This window comes from Ideonella paludis (assembly GCF_018069865.1).
Classification (GTDB): Bacteria; Pseudomonadota; Gammaproteobacteria; order Burkholderiales; family Burkholderiaceae_C; genus Ideonella; species Ideonella paludis.
Genome location: NZ_JAGQDG010000003.1, coordinates 21,159 through 38,169 on the forward strand (window position 1 = coordinate 21,159; position 17,011 = coordinate 38,169).

Below are 17,011 nucleotides of genomic sequence, written 5' to 3' on the forward strand. Positions count from 1 at the left end.
GTGCTCAGGCGGGAGCGCGCAGCGGGAAGGTCTCAATGCCGGCGGCAATCAGCTCGGGCGAAATGCCAAAGCCCCAGGCGCTGGCCACGGCGGCCAGCAGGGCGTGGGTCAGCGCGGTGTCGCCGCCCATGCCGTGCCGCTCCAGCAGGCCGGCGACGTCCAGCGTGGCCACGCTGCTGGCACCTTGCTGCAGACGCACCGTGCCTTGGCGCAGCACGGCGGCGCGGCCGCCTTGGGCCAGGTGGTCCACCAGGGCGGCGGGCAGTTGGCCGTCCACCTCATGGCCGTAGAACAGCACTTCGCCATCGCACAGCTCGGCCAGTGCCGCCACGCGGGCGTCGTTGGCATTGAGCACGCCGGCGCCGTCGCTGAACACCACGTCGATCTGGGTGCGCAGCACCTTGTGCAGGTGGTCGGCTTCGCGCACATCGTGGCGGGCCAGGTTTTGCCAGCCCTCAAAGTCGGTGACCACGCCGACATGGCAGCGGTCGTAGGGCAGGCCGTCGTCCAGGATCAGGCTGGCGGGGTTCTCGAACACGGCGGCGCGGGCGTCGCGGTTCATCAGCAGGCGGTGGCTTTGGTCCCAGTACTGCTTGCCCGCACGTTCAATGCGGCGGCTGCCGATGAAGAGGCCGTCTTGGCAGGCCAAGGCGGTGGGGCGGCCGGAGAGGTGCACCAGCCAGGCCACGGCGCGCGCAATGGTGGCCGTGCCTTGCGAGCCCGCCACGCCGACGATGGGAATGCGCCCTGGGCGGTCGCCGTCGCTGTCCTGGTCGGAGGGGAAGAGGTGCTCGACGATGGCCTGGCCCACCGGACGGGGCTGGCCTTCGGCGGGCTTCAGGTGCATCAGCAAGCCAGGGCCGGCGTTGACTTCCACAATGGCGCCGCCTTGAGCTTGCAAGGGGCGACGGATGTCTTCGCAGACCAGGTCGATGCCGGCGATGTCCAGGCCCACGGCCTTGGCGGCCAGGCAGACGCTGTGGGCGACCTCAGGGTGCACGTCGTCCGTGCAGTCAATGGCCACATTGCCGTTGCGCTGCACCAGCAGGCGCTTGCCCACCGGGGGCACGTCATCCAGCCCAAAGCCTTGGCGCTGCAGGTCCAGCATGATCACCGGGTCTTCGCGCGGGTCCAAGCGGTTCAGCGGGTGGTCTTCGGTGGTGCCCCGGCGCGGGTCGGAGTTGATCTGGCTGTCGATCAACTGCGTCACGGTGTGCTGGCCATCCGCGGTGATCCAGGCTTCGTCGCCTCGGGCTGCCGCCACCAGTTGGCCGCCCACCACCAGCATGCGGTGTTCGTTGCCGCGAATGAACGTTTCGACGATGACTTCGGAGCCCTCTGCATCGGCGACCTTGAAGGCGGCTTCGATGTCTTCGCGCTTGGAGAGGTCGAGCGTCACGCCTCGGCCATGGTTGGCATCGGTGGGCTTGACCACCACCGGCAGGCCGATGTCTTGTGCTGCCTCCCAGGCTTCTTCGGGGCTGGCCACCACCACGCCCTCCGGCACCGGCACGCCGCAGGCCTTGAGCAAGGTTTTGGTCAGGTCTTTGTCACCGGCAATGGTCTCGGCAATCGCGCCGGTCAGGTCGGTTTCGGCCGTCCAGATGCGGCGCTGGGCGGCGCCGTAGCCCAACTGCACCAAATTGCCGTCGTTCAAGCGGATGTGCGGGATGCGGCGGTCGGTGGCAGCGCCCACGATGCAGGCGGTGGAGGGGCCTAAGTAGCAGTCGTCAATGGCTTCGCGCACCACATCGACGGCGGCTTTGACATCAAAGGGCTGGTCGTTGATGGCGGCCAGCAAGAGCGCGTGGCCCTGCATCAGCGCGGCGCGGCCAACTTGCTCATTGCGGGCCCTGAACACCATGCGATAGACGCCGGGCTGGGAGGTGGAGCGGGTTTGGCCAAAGCCGGTGGGCATGCCCGCCAGGTTCAGCAACTCGATGACGCAGTGCTCCAGGATGTGGCCGGCCCAGGTGCCCTCACGCAGGCGCTGGATGAAACCGCCGCGCTCGCCCACGCCGCAGTGGTGTTCTTCAAGGGCCGGCAGCAGGGCCAGCAGGCGGTCGGTGAAGCCGGGCAGGGCATTGGACGGGCTTTGCTCCAGGGCGCCTAAGTCCAGCCAGACCTCCATCACGGGGCGGTAGGTCCAGATATTGGGCCCGCGCAGGTAGGTGATGCGTTGCAGTTGGAGGTCAAAGGGGGCTGCGGTCATTGGCAATCGGGTCCAAAACGGGAGGAACGTGTCGAGGGTGTGATTTTGCGCCGGGAATGGGCGGTTCTGTGTTCGGGTCAACGCGCTGGCGCACTCGGCGTTGTGAGGCCTCGGCTTTGACCGAGAATCCCCCACCATGCATGACCACGACCACTCTCCCTCGTTGAGCCTGACGGGCGCCGGACCATCCGGGGCCATTGAGGCGGCTTTGGGCGGCGCGATGCCGCCGCTCCATGCGGCGGAAAACGCACTGGCACACCTGCCGGTTGACCTGGACGAGGGCTTGAATTTCGGGGCTGGCCATGTGCTGCTGACCTCGCAGCGCTTGCTGGCCCGCTTGGCCGGCAGCAGCGAGTGGGTGGCCTACCCGCTGACGGCCGGCCACAGCCTGCACCACCATGACCATGCCGGGGTGGGCACTCTGGAATTGCACTCGCCCACGGAGCGCCTGGCGCGCTGGCGCTTCACGCTCGGGGTGAATGTGCAGGCGCTGCGCTTTGTCAAACGCTTTGAGCAAGTGCAGGCTGCCTTGCAAAGCGGCCACACGGCCGAGGGTGATGACCCGACCCGCTGCCCGTCTTGCCATGCGCCGCTGCCCGACGACAGCGATGACTGCGCGCTGTGCAGCCGCGAGCTGACCGAGGCGCCGTCCACCTGGGTGTTGCTGCGCCTCGGCCGCTTTGCCAAGCCCTACAAGTGGCAGCTGATTTTTGGCTTTGTGCTGACCCTGGCCTCCACGGCGGCCACGCTGGTGCCGCCTTACCTGACCATCCCGCTGATGGACGAGGTGCTGATCCCGTTTCAGAACGGCCAGAAGATCGATGCCGGCTATGTGCTGCTGCTGCTCTCTGGCCTGCTGGGCTCGGGGCTGTTGGCCTGGGGCTTGGGCTGGGCGCGCACCTGGCTGCTGGCGTTGGTCTCTGAGCGCATGGCCGCCGACCTGCGCACCACGGCGTTTGAGCATTTGCTGGAGTTGTCGCTGGACTACTTTGGTGCCAAGCGCACGGGTGACCTGATGGCCCGCATCGGCTCTGAGACCGACCGCATCTCGGTCTTTCTCTCCTTGCATGCCCTTGACTTTGCGACCGATGTGCTGATGTTGGGCATGACCTCGGTCATCCTCTTTTCCATCAACCCTTGGCTGGCGCTGGTCACCTTGCTGCCCTTGCCCTTCATTGCCTGGATGATCCATCTGGTGCGCGACCGTCTGCGCACCGGTTTCGAGAAGATCGACCGCGTCTGGGGCGAGGTCACCAATGTGCTGGCCGACACGATCCCCGGCATCCGGGTGGTCAAGGCCTTTGCGCAAGAGGGCCGCGAGGCCGGCCGCTTCCGCGAAGCCAATAAGCAAAACCTGGCGGTCAACGACAAGCTCAACAAGACCTGGAGCTTGTTCACGCCCACGGTGTCCTTGCTCACCGACATCGGCCTCTTGGTGGTCTGGGCCTTTGGCATCTGGCAGGTCAGCAAGGGCGACATCACCGTCGGTGTGCTCACCGCCTTCATTGCCTATATCGGTCGCTTTTATGGCCGGCTCGATTCCATGAGCCGCATTGTCTCGGTCACGCAAAAGGCTGCGGCCGGCGCCAAGCGCATCTTTGACATCTTGGACCATGTCTCCAACGTGCCCGAGCCCACCGACCCTGTCAAAGACCCTCAGGTCTTGGGTGGCGTGACCATGGAGAACATCGCGTTTCGCTATGGCAACCGCTCGGTGATCCGTGGCTTGAACCTGGACATTCGTCCCGGCGAGATGATTGGCTTGGTGGGCCACAGCGGGTCGGGCAAGAGCACGCTGGTCAATTTGATCTGCCGCTTTTATGACGTGACGGATGGCCGCATCTTGATCGACGGCACCGACATCCGCCGCTTCAAGGTGGCCGACTATCGCAAGCACATCGGCCTGGTGCTGCAAGAGCCCTTTTTGTTCTTTGGCACGATTGCCGAGAACATTGCCTACGGCAAGCCCGGCGCCACGCGCGAAGAGGTCATTGCCGCAGCGCGGGCGGCGCACGCGCATGACTTCATCTTGCGCTTGCCGCAGGGTTATGACTCCTTGGTGGGCGAGCGCGGCCAGGGCCTGTCGGGTGGTGAGCGCCAGCGCATCAGCATTGCCCGCGCGCTCTTGATCGACCCGCGCTTGCTGATCTTGGACGAGGCCACCTCGGCGGTGGACACCGAAACCGAAAAAGAGATCCAAAAGGCGCTGGACAACCTGGTGCAAGGCCGCACCACGATTGCCATTGCGCACCGCCTCTCGACCCTGCGCAAGGCAGACCGCCTGGTGGTGATGGACCGTGGTGAAGTGGTCGAGGTGGGGCCACATGATGAGCTGATGGCCAAGCAGGGCCACTATTGGCGGCTCTATGAAGCCCAGGCCCGCAAGGCCGAAGCCGATGAGGACGGCGAGTCCGACCACGACGCTGTGCTGCTGGCCCAGCAGTTGCCCCAGCCGTCGGCCCACTCTGCATCTTGAGGCCCACGCCATGAGTCATCCCATTGCTTCAACGACCGACGGCCTGAGCTTGTCCCGCGACCCGCATGGTCGCCTGGTCTGCACCACCCCGGATGGGCACCGCCACGAGGGCGTGGTGCCGGTCCGCGCTTTTCCCATCAGCGCGCCGCGCGAACATATTTCGCTGGTCAGCGCCGAGGGCAAGGAGCTGGCCTTCATCGCCCGCGTCGATGCCCTGCCCGAGGCCAGCCGCAGCTTGCTGTTGGAAGAGTTGGCCGCACGCGAGTTCATGCCGCAGATCCAGCGCATTCGCAGCGTGTCCACCTTCTCCACGCCCAGCACCTGGGAGGTCGACACCGACCGCGGCCCCACTCACCTGGTGTTGAAGGTGGAAGAAGACATCCGCCGCTTGCCCGAGCGTGGGCGCTTGCTGATCACCAGCGGCCACGGCATAGTGTTTGAGGTGCGCGACCTCACCCAGCTCGACCGCCACTCCAAGCGGCTGCTCGAACGCTTTTTATGAGGTGACGGCGTCGGCGTCGGCCGTTGGTGCCGATGCCGGTGCGGGTGCCGGAGCGCTGCTGCCCGACAGTGCGGGCGGAGTCTCTTCGCGGGCCACAGGCAGCCAGATGCTGACGGTGGTGCCCTCGTTGAGCGCACTGTCCATCTGGATGGTGCCGCCATGCAACTGCACGATCTCTTTGACCAAAGACAGGCCCAGACCGGTGCCGGGGATGTGGCAGGCTTGGTCGGCGCGGAAGAAGCGCTCGAAGGCGCGCGCCAACTGCTGCGGTGACATGCCCATGCCGCCATCCCGCACGCTCATGCTCACGCCCGGCACGCCTTGGTGCGGGCAGGGCTTGGCGGCCACCACAATCTCGCCGCCCTCGGGCCAGTACTTCACCGCGTTGGAGATCAGGTTGTTCAAGACTCGGCCCATTTGTTGGCCGTCCACCGAGACCATGGGCAGCTCCGGCGCCACCTCGATGCGCGCCGAGTGCTTGCCACCGGGCACGATGATGGCCTCAACGGCTTCCTTGATCATTGGCTGCACGGCCTGAACTTGACGCTTGAAGTCCGCGCCTTGGCGGGCCTCGATACGGGCCAGGTCGAGCAGGTCGTTGACCAGCTCAATCAGTCGTTGAGTTTGGCGGTGCACCACCTCCAGCATTTCCTTGCGCTGCTCTTCGCGCACCGGCCGCTTGATCATCAGCTCGGTGTAGCCAAAGATGCTGACCATGGGCGTGCGCAGCTCATGCGCGGCGGTGGCCAAGAACTCGCTCTTCATGCGGTCGATGGCGGCCTCGCGGCTGACGTCGCGCACATACAAGAGCTGGCGGTATTGGCCCACGCCGGGGCGCACGGTGAGGTGCAGCACCATGTCGGTGGGGGTGCTGAAGGGCAGGGTGTACTCGTGGGGCTTGCCGTCCAGCCAGGCCTCGGCCTGCAGCACAGGCGCGGCGGGGGTCAGCCGCTCGCGGATGCCGTCGAGCAGGCCGCTGAGGGACTCGCCCTGGAAGGCGCAGCCCGTCATCAAGCGAAAGGCAGGGTTGGCATAGGCGAGTTGCCCGGTGTTGTCGATGACCGCAAAGCCGTCGGAGGACAGCTCGGTGATGGTATCGAGCTGGGCCACATGCTCGTGCTGGCGTTGGTATTGGTGGTGCAGGTGCACCGACGCAAAGTTCAGGGCCTGGCGCAGCTCGCGGGTTTCTTGCGAGCCGCCTTCGTCGTCCAGCGTGGACCCCACAGCGCGTGGCAGGCGGGCTGCGAAGCGCGCCGCGCGGCGCAGCGGCGAGAGGCTGCGCCGCAGCAGGATGTTGAGCAAGAGCAAGGCGATAGCCATCACCAGCACAGACACCAAGGTGCCGTAGAACAGCGCCGAGCGTTGATCGGCCAGGATGCCCTCGGCCGAGAGTTCGACGCGGATCCAGCCAATGACTTGGGCACCCAAGATGGGCGTCCACACCACGACCGCATCCGTGCGCTCTTCGATCAAGCCACCGTCAAAGGGGCTGCCGTGGACGGGGCGGCTGTCTCGCACCACACGGCCTTTGCGTGCGATGGCAGGGTCTGGGGCGGTGTCGATGCGTTTGCCGTATTGCGCTTTAGGCCGCTCGCTGGCACTGGCCACCACATCAGACAGCACCTTGCCTTCATGGGTGATGGTGAGGCGGCGGGCCTCCGGGAACTCGGCGATCTGCAGCAGCAGGCCTTCCAGTTGGGCCAGCTCGCCGGTCAGCACGGGCGTGGCGGCGGCGCCGCTGAGCGAGCGCGCCAATGCTTGAGCCTGGGCTTCAACGCGAGAGCGCTCATGCAGGCCTGCGTCGTGCACCGACCATGCGGTGAGGATGACGCAGACAGGCAGCATCAGCAGGCCCATGGTCCAGAGCAACTGGGCTTGCAAGCCCAGACGATGATGCCGGGCCATCAGGCGCCGCCACCAAGCAGGGGCAGAGGTGGTGGTCTTAGTTTCTTTGGACATATTTGTCCAGACCCAGGCTTTCCAGTGGCGCGTAGTCACGTCGGTAATCGGCCGTGACGATGCGGTCGAGTTGGGTGGCCTGCAGCAGCTTGCGGCCGGCCTCTTGTTTGGTCAGGCCCAGCAGGGTTTGGGTGATGTGTTGCTGCTGCGCTTCAGGGAGGCGCGGGTGAGCGCACAACGGATGCGAGGGGGTGGCTGGGGTTTCGAACAGCACCCTCAACTGCGCCCGCAGCTCTGCGGGCTCGGCGTCAAAAGTGGCTTTGACGCCGCCGGCCGCAATCGCCGTGCCCGCCACGACGGCGCGGTAGGCATTGCTGTGGGTCTTGAGGTATTGCGGGGTGAAGCGCAGGCCATGCTTTTCGGTCAGCAAGGCGCGCATATAGAGCGAGGCCCCAAAGGCATTCGGCGCGGGGAAGGCGATGCTGCGGTCCATCAACTCGGTGACTTGCCGCACCGTGCTGTCGGCTCGCACCACCAGCAGGCCAGAGAGGGAGTCGTCATCGCGCACCAGGGGCTTGTAGCCGTGGGCGCGATGGGCCATGACCGCGTGATACGGGTTCATGTAGGCCAGGTCCCACTGGCCTTGCATAAAGCCGGCTTCAAAGGCGGGGATGGAGCTGGGCAGCACCAGCTCCAGCTTCAGGCCGGTGCTGGCTTGCAGCGCCTCGACCAGGGGGCTCCAGGCTTTGTGAAGCTCCAGCGCGGGGAACTGCGGCACGATGGCCAGGCGCAGGGGGCCCGCTTGGGCACGGGAGGCGGTGGCCAGCGTGGCGCCAGCCAAGAGCAGTGAGCGACGGGTCAGCACGATGAAAGTCCCCGACAAGGCCCAAAGAGGCCTTTCAGTCAGGTCATCGGCGCTTCCGTGCCGAAGTTGAGACAGGAGCGCCCAGGGGCCCCTGTCTCAGTGAGCGCTTAGACGCGCTCGAAAATGGCGGCGATGCCTTGGCCGCCGCCGATGCACATGGTCACCAGCGCGTAGCGGCCACCAATGCGTTGCAGCTCATACAGCGCCTTGGTGGTGATGATGGCGCCGGTGGCCCCAATCGGGTGGCCCAGCGAAATGCCCGAGCCGTTGGGGTTGACCTTGGCCGGGTCCAGGCCCAGCTCTTTGACGACCGCGCAGGCTTGGGCGGCAAAGGCCTCGTTGGACTCGATCACGTCGAGATCATTCACGCTCAGGCCGGCACGCTCCAGGGCGATGCGGGTGGCGGGCACCGGGCCGATGCCCATGATGGTGGGCTCGACACCGGCGTGGGCATAGGTGACCAAGCGGGCCAGCGGGCGCAGATTGCCGCTCTTGACGGCGTCGTCACTGGCCAGCACCACGGCGCCTGCGCCATCGTTCAGGCCCGAGGCGTTGCCGGCGGTGACGCTGCCGTCCTTCTTGAAGGCAGCGCGCATCTTGGCCAGGGTTTCCAGGCTGGTGCCGGGCTTCACATGCTCGTCCGTGTCAAACACCACCGTGCCCTTGCGGCTGGCGATCTCAACGCCCACGATTTGGTCTTTGAAGCGGCCGGCCTCGATGGCGGCCGCAGCACGGCGATGGCTCTCGACGGCCAGCGCGTCCATTTGCTCGCGGCTGATGCCGAACTGCTCGGCCACGTTCTCAGCGGTGATGCCCATGTGGATCTTGTGGAAGGGGTCGTGCAGCGCGCCGACCATCATGTCCAAGACTTGGGTGTCACCCATGCGCGCACCCCAGCGGGCATTGGGCATCAGGTAGGCGCCGCGGCTCATGGACTCTGCACCGGCGCCGATGGCCATGTCGCAGTCGCCCAGCATGATGGCTTGCGAAGCCGAGATGATGGCCTGCAGGCCCGAGCCGCACAGGCGGTTCACGTTAAAGGCCGGGGTTTCTTTGGGCAGGCCGGCTTGCACCGCGGCCACGCGGGAGAGGTAAGCGTCGCGCGGCTCGGTGGGGATGACCGTGCCCATGGCCAGGTGGCCAATGCGGGCGGCGTCGGCACCGCTGCGCGCAATGGCGGTCTTGACGGCCAAGGTGGCCAGCTCAGACAGCGGGGTGTCCTTCAAGGTGCCACCGTAGGTGCCAATGGCGGTGCGGGCAGCGCCCACGACGAAAACGTCTTTGGTCTGGCTCATGTCAGTCTCCTGAATCAATGGATTGGAATGAGAGGGGCGGGCCTGTCGCCGCGAAGCGCTGCCCGGGTGGGCGCCAAGAGGCCTCGGTCAGGGCACAGCCTACGCCTGCCGGATTGCGGTGGGCTGACAGTGCGGCGCGTGGGGTGGAGGCCGCATGTCACGGGGCTGTCGTTGGGATACATCATCGCAGCCGGGTCGGTGTGATTTATAGGGGCAGACCCTCATTCCTGTCGCTGCGGCGGTGACAAGTTGTCACCGCGGCTCGGCACACTCGCGCCGTTTTCAACCCCTTGCCCGGAGGAGTCCGATCCATGGATACCGCATTTCTGCAGAACTTTCTGAGCACCACCGTCACCGAGCTGGCCATCAAGGTCTTGGCTTCGCTGGCGTTTTGGATTGTGGGCCGTTGGTTGATTGGCCGCGTGGTGGGCTTGGTACAAGCCGCCATGGGCCGCAACCATGTGGACCCGACGCTGACCAAGTACCTGGGCAATATCGTGGGGGTGGCCCTGAACATCGCCTTGGTGATGGGCATCTTGGGCTATGCCGGCATCCAGACCACCTCGTTTGCCGCCCTGTTGGCCGGTGCGGGCGTGGCCATTGGCGCGGCCTGGAGCGGCATGCTGGGCAACTTTGCAGCCGGCGCCTTCATGCTGGTGTTGCGCCCCTTCAAGGTGGGCGACTTTGTCAGCGTGGGCGGCGTGGTCGGCACGGTGCGTGAGCTGGGCCTGTTTGCCACCACCATCGTGACACCGGACAACGTGATGACCATGGTCGGCAACGGCAAGATCTTTGGCGACACCATGCAGAACTTCTCGGTGCTGCCCGCGCGCCGCGTGGACCGCACGGCGCAGTTGGCCGGCAGCGTGGACCCGATTGATGCCATTCGCCGCTTGCGTGAAGCCGTCTCCAAGATCCCCAATGTGGTGGCCGACCCCGGTGTGGAAGTGGCCCTGCTGGACATGAACCTGAACGGCCCAGTGATTGCGGTGCGCCCCTACGCCAACAATCAGCACTACTGGCAGGTGTATTTCGATACCAATGAGGCGATTGTTCGCGTCTGCCAAGAAGCCGGCTGGCCCGCGCCCACGCCAACGCAGATCACCAAGATCCAGCAAGGCTAAACAAATCAAGGATTTGTCCGCCCTTCTTCAAGCCCGGTGCTGCACCGGGCTTTTTTCTGGGTGGGCCTGCGGGTGGCGCGCGACATTTGTCACGCTTTATCGGCGGCTAGCAGAACGGTGACTGAGGTGTAAGCGATATCTGGGGCGAAACCGGCCTTGCTCCATCGATTCGAAATCGGTGGTCTGCCTAACATCGTTCGCATGATCTCGATGCAAGGTGTGCCGTCGGTTCTTATCGCCAAGAACCAATCCTGGGTCCGCAAACAGGCTCAGGCGTTGGTGCGCCATCTGCCTGCCAACGTAGAGCGTGCGGACCTGATTCAAGTGGGCCTGATCGCCGTGGCGCAGGCCGCGGTCAGCTTCGAATGGGAAGGGGACCGAGAGTCCGAAGAGGCGCAAGAAGCCTTTGTGCGCTATGCCCGTATGCGTGTCAAAGGCGCCATGCTCGATGAGCTGCGCCACATGGACTATTTGACGCGCGGCGAGCGCCGCAAGATCAAGGTCTTGCAGATCGCCCGCGAACGCTATCGCTCCGAGCATGGCCGCGACCCCAGCCCCAACCAGTTGGCGGGCCTGACGGGCATGCCCTCTGAAGAAATCAGCTCGCTGCTGCAGGCCGACCAGTTAGGGCGCTATCAGCAAAGCGTCGATGACGAGGAAGACGAGCAAGCGCATCGCTTCCATCCCGCCACGCCGCAAGAAGAGGTGGAGGCCCGCGTGGACACCGCCATCGTGATGCGGCGCTTGGAAGCCTTCTTCGCCGAGCTGCCCGAGCGCGAGCGCATGGTCATCGACGCCTATCTGGGCGTGGGTCTGAGCCCGGTGGAAGTGGCACGCTCTTTGAACGTGACGCCGTCGCGCGTCTCGCAGATCTACCACTCGGTTGTCAAGCGCGTGGCCGCCCACTTTGGCAATGGCCCAGCCGCCCAACCCGGCCGCGCCACCGACCGCCTGCGTGGTGCCGAGCTGACCGACCTGATGCGCGCCCGCGAAGACGAGCTCAAACGCACCGGCCAAGGCGCTTGGGGCGAGATGATGGAACAAGTGCTGCGCAACACCCGCCGCCAGCACGCCGACCCCGACCATCTCGAAGTCACCGACACCACCAGGTGGGGCTGAGGCCGGACGTGAGCCTCTGCCTGCGCAGAGGCGAACGCCTGCCGAAGCGGACCGGCATGCAAAGCCGGGCCGTGGGGCACACGCCAGGCCGGACGTGAGCTTCTGCCTGCGCAGAGGCGAACGCCTGCCGAAGCGGACCGGCATGCAAAGCCGGGCCGTGGGGGGCTTGTTGGCACAATCCCGCCCATGCACATGCCATCAATCCTCTGGGCGGCACTGGCCGCCGCCGGCCTTTTGGCCGCACCCAGCCTGCGCGCCCAAGGCGCGGACGAGTTTCAAACCTGCTTGAAGACGCTGAAGGACGACGCGCGCCGCGCGGGTGTCTCTGCGGCGGGCTATGACAAATTCACCGACGGCCTGCAGGCCGACCTCTCGGTGGTCAAGCTGCTGGATGACCAGCCCGAGTTCAAAACCCCGATTTGGGACTACCTCGCCGCCTTGGTGGACGAGCAGCGCGTGGCCGATGGCCGGGCGCTGCTGAACCAGCACAAAGAGGTGCTGGACAAAGTCGCTCAGCGCTTTGGCGTGGACGCCGCCACCGTGGTGGCCGTCTGGGGCGTGGAGAGCGACTATGGCCGCTCCTTTGGCAAGCGCCCCTTGCTGCAATCCTTGGGCACCTTGGGCTGCTTTGGGCGGCGCCAGGCTTACTTCCGGGGTGAATGGTTTGCCTTGATGCGCTTGATCGACCAGGGCGATTTGCGCATTGATGGCCCCCAAGGCGCAGCCGGCTTGGTGGGCTCTTGGGCTGGGGCTTTTGGCCACACCCAGTTCATGCCCAGCACCTATCAGCGCTTGGCGGTGGACTTTGACGCGGATGGCCGGCGCGATCTGGTGGCCAGCATCCCGGATGCCTTGGCCTCTACTGCCAACTTCTTGGACAAAGCCGGTTGGCGCACCGGCGAGCCTTGGGGCTTTGAGGTCAAGCTGCCCGAAGGCTTGGACACCAAGGGCCAAGGCCGCAAAGCTAAAAAGCCTCTGGCCGAGTGGGCGCAGGCCGGCGTGAAGCGGGTGGACGGCAAGCCCTTGGGCGAGGGCGGCCCGGCCGGGCTGCTGCTGCCTGCCGGCCCCAAAGGCCCAGCCTTTTTGGTGTTCCGCAACTTTGACGCCATCTATGGCTACAACGCCGCCGAGAGCTATGCCTTGGCCATTGCCCACTTGGCCGACCGCCTGCGCGGCGGCAGCCCCTTTGCTACGGCCTGGCCCACCGACGACGCCGGCTTGAGCCGTGCCGAGCGCCGTGAGCTGCAAACCCTGTTGGCCGCCAAGGGCCATGCCATTGGCGAGATCGACGGCATGCTGGGCGCGGCCACCCGCGCCGCCATCAAGGCTGAGCAGCAGCGCTTAGGCTTTGCCGCCGATGGCCGCGCCGGCCAAAAGCTGCTCAAGGCTTTGCGTTGAGATAAACCTCGGCCACGTCCATGCTGCTGCGCTCGCCCACGTCGCCAGCATGGTCAGCCAGCCACGCACTGGCGGCGTTGCGGCCCAGCTCAAACAAGCTCAGCAAGAGCCGCAAGTCGGTGTTGAGCTTGCTGGAGGCATCAAAGGGCGCCAAGCCCGCCTCATCGGCAATGCGGTGCAGGCGCAAGCTCTTGTAGCGGGTCGGGTCTACGCGGTCTTCTTTGAGCAGCTTTTGCACAAAGGCAATGGCACGCATCTCGGCCACCAAAGAGGCATTGAAGGTGATCTCGTTGACGCGGTCGGCAATGTCGGTGGCGGTGCGGGGAATGCCTTCGCGCACTCGGGGGTTGATCTGCACCAAGAGCACATCGTCGGTTTGCGTGCCGTAGATCAGCGGCCACAGCGCCGGGTTGCCTGAGAAGCCACCGTCCCAATAGGGCTCGCCGTCAATCTCCACCGTCTGCGCAATCTGCGGCAAACAGGCCGAGGCCAACAGCGCCTCGATGGAGACCTCCTGCTGGTCAAACACCCGGGGCTGGCCGGTGCGCACCGAGGTGGCGGTGATGAACACCTTCAGCGGCCCTTGGCGAATGGCGTCAATGCTCACATGGGCCTGGATCAAGCTGCGCAGCGGGTCCACATTCAAGGGGTTGAGCTGGTAGGGGCTCCAAAGCTGCAGCCAACTGTTGAACAGCGCCATGCCTGGCCATTGGTCGCGGTTGAAGGCCCAGGCCGGCAAGGTGGTGCTGGGCAAGTGCGCACCGCCCCAGCAGCCTGCGCTGCCCCCCACCGCATGCCAAAAGTCGTGCAAGGCTTGGCGCGCGCCCTCGCGGCCACCTTGGGCCCAGCCCGTGGCCAGCACGGCGGCATTCATGGCGCCCGCGCTGGTGCCTGAGACGCCGTCGGGTGTTAAGCGGCCATCTTCCAGCAGCGTGTCCAGCACGCCCCAGGTGAAGGCGCCATGCGAGCCGCCGCCTTGCAGGGCCAGGTCGATGGCGCCAGCTTGGCTGGAGGTGCGGCGGCGTGGGCGTGTGGAGGCTTTGGTCATGGTGTGGGCGCGGCAGATGAAGGCGTGATCGTAGGCCCAATGTGAGGACGTGGCCTGGAATGCGATGTGTGTGGCACCCAGCGTCGCATCCGCGCCGCAGTGTTGTGATGCCCTTGGGCGCAGGCCGCTTGTAAATCTATGTGGCTCAAAGGCCGCTTCCAGAATGAATGCATTGAACCCGCCCCCGTACCTGGGGCAGGCGCTTGTTTCCTCATCAACCTCTGTGGAGTTTTTTGCTCATGACCTCGATCCGTTTCTTGTCTGCTGTTGCTGTGGCCTCGGCCGCACTGTTTGGCGCTTCTGCCGTCTCCGCTCAAGCGGTCAATGACGGCCAATGGCACGGCAGCCTCAGCGCTGGCGGCGCCTTTGCGTCGGGCAACACCAGCTCGCGCGTGCTGACGGCCGGTGCCGACGCGACCCGCGCCACCGCTGCCGACAAGATCAGCCTCTATGCCAACGGCAACTACGCCCGCGCCAACGGCGTCACCACTGCCAACCTCGGCCGCCTGGGTGGCCGCTATGACTACAACCTGAGCGACGCGCTGTTCGCCTTTGGTGGCGGCGAATATGAAACCAACAAAGCCGGTGGCTTGAAATCGCGTTACGGCGTGAACGCCGGCCTGGGCTACCGCTGGGTGCGCAGCAAAGACGCGCAAGTCGATGTGTTTGGCGGCGTGGGCTACTCGGACAGCAGCTACACCAACAACACCAGCGCCGACGGCGCCGAGCTGATCTTGGGCGAAGAAGGCAGCTACAAGCTCAGCGCCTCCACCACCATCAAGCAACGCTTGGTGTTCTACCCCGGCCTCGGCGACCTGGGCAACCGCGCCACCTTCGACGCCGGTGTCGCCACCGCCATCTCCGGCGGCTGGACCCTGAACACCGGCCTGGCCTGGCGCTACAACAGCGAACCAGCGGCAGGCTTGAAGAAGACCGACACGCTGTTGACCGTCGGGTTTGGTTATAAGTACTGACACGGAAGAAGCATGTCCCCAGTGGGGACATGCCCGTGTCAGCGCGGTGGCGGCGTGAGCCGACACCGACAGGTGCTTCAGGCCCCTCAATGGGGCTTGAAGTGCCCGCGTGATCTGTTCGCGTGTTGGAGCGGGCTGGTGCTTTGCGAGCCCTGTCGCGGGGCAGTCCCCTGGGCTCATGGAGAGGCGGTCGGCTCAAGCCGACTGCCTTGCGGTGCTCGGGCTGGACTGGGCGCTGCAGAACTCGCTGCACTCACTGCGTTCGTTACGCTCAACCATCTGCTGCGAGTCAGAGATTGATGCGCGCTGCGCGCGCCCCAGCCCAGCCCTGCGCTCCTCAGCGCCTCTCAAATCGCCCTGGGGACTACCCCGCGCCAGGGCGGGTGGAGCGGTGGCGCGGCGCTGCCTATTCGCCAATCGCGGCCCGCTGCTGCTTCAGCAGCGGGAGCACAGCATGAAAGTTGCGAATCAAGTCTTGCTCTGACATGACTTGAAAGGGGAAGCGAACTTGGTAGACCCCCCAGCGCCCCGGCGAGGGCGTCGAGATGGTTTCAATGTCTGGCCCACTAACCTCCCACGAGATCCCTGCCTGCCTTCCGTCGGGGTCGACGACAAACAGATCACCTGACAACTTCGGCCACGGGCCGGGCCGTGGGATACCGATGTACCCCAGCATCCAGCCTTCTGACTCCGATGCGGCGATGAGCTTACTGTTGTCGTAAGGGGCGTCGTCCATGATTGACTCCAATGCCTGACGCCGCACCCCGCTCACACTTGAACCAGACGTGATGGGGGCTTGTCGTCACGGGCATCGCTTCAGACGAGAGTTGGTTCATCGTTGTCTCAAATGCACCGCATCTCGATGACGATGCTCGGGAGGTTGCTCTGAGCTTCCTCGCGCCGTGCTGCTAGCGCTGCCTGGCCCGGTATCCGTTTGATGGCCCAGACCGACAAGTAGCGGGCAACCAGAACGACGGCAGCGGCGAGGAAGTTCTGGCGTATGGCGAACACGAAGGCGAGGCCAAGAGACGCTAGCGTGACGATGAGCGGGGCTCGATCCAGCCAACGCTCACGGCATGTACTCGCTACTTCGATGGCCTGGGTGACGACCTCGTCCGGGATGTCGGTGCGATACGCCACCAAAGCATAACTGCCGGGACGGATGACGGCATCCGAACGAATGAGCCTGTTTGGCTTGAAATTTTGATGGGCCGATTCGACCCCGCCAAATGCGATGCGACCCGCGGTAGAAAACCTGCCGACCAGTTTGTCTTCTACAACACAGAAACGCATGATTTGCGCAGGTGGCGGCTCGTCCAATTACAGATGCAACAAGTAGCCACCATCGCCATCCGTCGGCAATCGGATCAGATGCTCCCTTGCGACAAGCGCATCGAGCCCTTCGCTGTCTAGCGAGCCGGAGGGTGGGAGAGACTCGACGTCAAATAGTGCCATCTCTGCAACGTCGGTTCCGGCAGGTAGGCGGTGGAGAGCCATGAGTGACTACACCTTAGTTCAAGCGACCAAGCCAGCGACGCTGGCTCGAGGGCTGCAGAGCGGGGTTCGGCGGCACATCATGGCACGGGGCCTTTGCCGTGAAATGCCTCATGGAATTGTCTGAGTCGCTTTGGCGTTACCTCCCAGTATGGTCGCGCCTTAACGCAGGCAACCTGCCAAAAGAGATTCTCCATAAAGCTGACATCCAAACAGTCGCGCAGTTCCGACGACCCACTAGCGAGCGCCTCGTCCAGAAACTTCAATAGCGCCTTGTAGTCGGCCGGATCGACTTCAGCAGCCATTTCGAGATTGATAGCGTTCGCCAGGCTCTCGAACCAAACGAAGGCGCCGCCTGCCTCTGGAGGGCCCCACCGCCGAATGTGCAACCCATCTGCCGTTTGGCTGATGAGAGGGAATCGCTCTCGAACGGAGTTGTACAACTCAGGCAAAGTCATCTTGTGCTGCTGACCGTTGAAGTTGAGCCGACGCGAGTCGGCTTGAGGGTTTGGCTTGAGCGCAATTGCCGCCACCGTTCCAGTGATAACGCCCATTGAGCGTACCGCCTGACGTGTGGCTTCGCACTCCCAGCACATTTGGCGCAT

The 17,011-nt window shown here is 65.0% G+C and carries 14 protein-coding genes; 6 read left to right on the top strand and 8 right to left on the bottom strand.

From position 1 onward, the window contains the following. Positions 1-4: 4 nt before the first annotated feature. Positions 5-2,212, bottom strand: a complete 2,208-nt coding sequence (locus KAK11_RS07865) for a cyanophycin synthetase (RefSeq protein WP_210808038.1) — start codon at positions 2,210-2,212, stop codon at positions 5-7. A 136-nt stretch (positions 2,213-2,348) separates the two neighbouring features. On the opposite strand from KAK11_RS07865, the gene KAK11_RS07870 reads away from it, so the two are divergent. Both KAK11_RS07870 and KAK11_RS07875 read left to right on the top strand, forming a co-directional pair. Then, complete coding sequence (locus tag KAK11_RS07870) at positions 2,349-4,688, top strand: cyanophycin metabolism-associated ABC transporter (RefSeq protein ID WP_210808040.1); 2,340 nt, start codon at positions 2,349-2,351, stop codon at positions 4,686-4,688. 10 nt (positions 4,689-4,698) lie between these two features. Next, positions 4,699-5,190, top strand: a complete 492-nt coding sequence (locus KAK11_RS07875) for a cyanophycin metabolism-associated DUF1854 family protein (RefSeq protein WP_210808042.1) — start codon at positions 4,699-4,701, stop codon at positions 5,188-5,190. On the opposite strand, the gene KAK11_RS07880 is transcribed toward KAK11_RS07875, so the two are convergent. The 3 genes from KAK11_RS07880 to KAK11_RS07890 form a co-directional block, all read right to left on the bottom strand. Continuing rightward, positions 5,185-7,149, bottom strand: a complete 1,965-nt coding sequence (locus KAK11_RS07880) for a sensor histidine kinase (protein WP_210808044.1) — start codon at positions 7,147-7,149, stop codon at positions 5,185-5,187. The genes KAK11_RS07875 and KAK11_RS07880 overlap by 6 nt on opposite strands. After that, positions 7,133-7,954: a phosphate/phosphite/phosphonate ABC transporter substrate-binding protein gene (locus KAK11_RS07885; protein ID WP_210808046.1), complete on the bottom strand. Its 822-nt coding sequence runs from the start codon at positions 7,952-7,954 to the stop codon at positions 7,133-7,135. The genes KAK11_RS07880 and KAK11_RS07885 overlap by 17 nt, the downstream gene beginning before the upstream one ends. 107 nt (positions 7,955-8,061) lie before the next feature. Beyond that, a complete protein-coding gene (locus KAK11_RS07890; RefSeq protein WP_210808048.1) occupies positions 8,062-9,249 on the bottom strand; it encodes an acetyl-CoA C-acyltransferase family protein in 1,188 nt (395 codons plus the stop codon). A 311-nt stretch (positions 9,250-9,560) separates the two neighbouring features. On the opposite strand from KAK11_RS07890, the gene KAK11_RS07895 reads away from it, so the two are divergent. The 3 genes from KAK11_RS07895 to KAK11_RS07905 all read left to right on the top strand — a co-directional run bounded on the left by KAK11_RS07895 (position 9,561) and on the right by KAK11_RS07905 (position 12,890). Then, complete coding sequence (locus KAK11_RS07895) at positions 9,561-10,373, top strand: mechanosensitive ion channel family protein (RefSeq protein ID WP_210808050.1); 813 nt, start codon at positions 9,561-9,563, stop codon at positions 10,371-10,373. A gap of 201 nt (positions 10,374-10,574) precedes the next feature. Continuing rightward, on the top strand, positions 10,575-11,492 hold the full coding sequence (locus tag KAK11_RS07900; protein ID WP_210808052.1) for a sigma-70 family RNA polymerase sigma factor: 918 nt from the start codon (positions 10,575-10,577) through the stop codon (positions 11,490-11,492). Positions 11,493-11,684: 192 nt separating this feature from the next. Then, positions 11,685-12,890 (top strand): lytic murein transglycosylase, encoded by a 1,206-nt coding sequence (locus KAK11_RS07905; protein WP_210808942.1) that lies wholly within the window; start codon positions 11,685-11,687, stop codon positions 12,888-12,890. On the opposite strand, the gene KAK11_RS07910 is transcribed toward KAK11_RS07905, so the two are convergent. Further along, the gene (locus KAK11_RS07910; protein WP_210808054.1) at positions 12,874-13,938 is read right to left on the bottom strand and encodes a patatin-like phospholipase family protein; all 1,065 of its coding nucleotides are present in this window, start codon (positions 13,936-13,938) and stop codon (positions 12,874-12,876) included. The two genes, KAK11_RS07905 and KAK11_RS07910, sit on opposite strands and share 17 nt — an antisense overlap. A 239-nt stretch (positions 13,939-14,177) precedes the next feature. On the opposite strand from KAK11_RS07910, the gene KAK11_RS07915 reads away from it, so the two are divergent. After that, positions 14,178-14,912 (top strand): DUF481 domain-containing protein, encoded by a 735-nt coding sequence (locus KAK11_RS07915; protein ID WP_210808056.1) that lies wholly within the window; start codon positions 14,178-14,180, stop codon positions 14,910-14,912. Between the two features lie 406 nt (positions 14,913-15,318). Here the strand turns inward: KAK11_RS07915 and KAK11_RS07920 are convergent, their stop codons facing one another. The 3 genes from KAK11_RS07920 to KAK11_RS07930 all read right to left on the bottom strand — a co-directional run bounded on the left by KAK11_RS07920 (position 15,319) and on the right by KAK11_RS07930 (position 16,960). Continuing rightward, positions 15,319-15,648 (bottom strand): hypothetical protein, encoded by a 330-nt coding sequence (locus KAK11_RS07920; protein ID WP_210808058.1) that lies wholly within the window; start codon positions 15,646-15,648, stop codon positions 15,319-15,321. Between the two features lie 107 nt (positions 15,649-15,755). Next, positions 15,756-16,205, bottom strand: coding sequence for a peptidase associated/transthyretin-like domain-containing protein (locus KAK11_RS07925; RefSeq protein ID WP_210808060.1), 450 nt, complete (start codon positions 16,203-16,205; stop codon positions 15,756-15,758). A gap of 281 nt (positions 16,206-16,486) precedes the next feature. After that, on the bottom strand, positions 16,487-16,960 hold the full coding sequence (locus KAK11_RS07930) for a DUF7674 family protein (RefSeq protein WP_210808062.1): 474 nt from the start codon (positions 16,958-16,960) through the stop codon (positions 16,487-16,489). Positions 16,961-17,011 lie beyond the last annotated feature (51 nt).

Coding starts and splice junctions, on each gene's coding strand:
- KAK11_RS07865 (WP_210808038.1), bottom strand. CDS start 2,212: ATGACCGCAGCCCCCTTTGACCTCCAACTGCAACGCATCACCTACCTG.
- KAK11_RS07870 (WP_210808040.1), top strand. CDS start 2,349: ATGCATGACCACGACCACTCTCCCTCGTTGAGCCTGACGGGCGCCGGA.
- KAK11_RS07925 (WP_210808060.1), bottom strand. CDS start 16,205: ATGCGTTTCTGTGTTGTAGAAGACAAACTGGTCGGCAGGTTTTCTACC.
- KAK11_RS07905 (WP_210808942.1), top strand. CDS start 11,685: ATGCCATCAATCCTCTGGGCGGCACTGGCCGCCGCCGGCCTTTTGGCC.
- KAK11_RS07895 (WP_210808050.1), top strand. CDS start 9,561: ATGGATACCGCATTTCTGCAGAACTTTCTGAGCACCACCGTCACCGAG.
- KAK11_RS07915 (WP_210808056.1), top strand. CDS start 14,178: ATGACCTCGATCCGTTTCTTGTCTGCTGTTGCTGTGGCCTCGGCCGCA.
- KAK11_RS07875 (WP_210808042.1), top strand. CDS start 4,699: ATGAGTCATCCCATTGCTTCAACGACCGACGGCCTGAGCTTGTCCCGC.
- KAK11_RS07900 (WP_210808052.1), top strand. CDS start 10,575: ATGATCTCGATGCAAGGTGTGCCGTCGGTTCTTATCGCCAAGAACCAA.
- KAK11_RS07930 (WP_210808062.1), bottom strand. CDS start 16,960: ATGGGCGTTATCACTGGAACGGTGGCGGCAATTGCGCTCAAGCCAAAC.
- KAK11_RS07880 (WP_210808044.1), bottom strand. CDS start 7,149: ATGTCCAAAGAAACTAAGACCACCACCTCTGCCCCTGCTTGGTGGCGG.
- KAK11_RS07910 (WP_210808054.1), bottom strand. CDS start 13,938: ATGACCAAAGCCTCCACACGCCCACGCCGCCGCACCTCCAGCCAAGCT.
- KAK11_RS07920 (WP_210808058.1), bottom strand. CDS start 15,648: ATGGACGACGCCCCTTACGACAACAGTAAGCTCATCGCCGCATCGGAG.
- KAK11_RS07890 (WP_210808048.1), bottom strand. CDS start 9,249: ATGAGCCAGACCAAAGACGTTTTCGTCGTGGGCGCTGCCCGCACCGCC.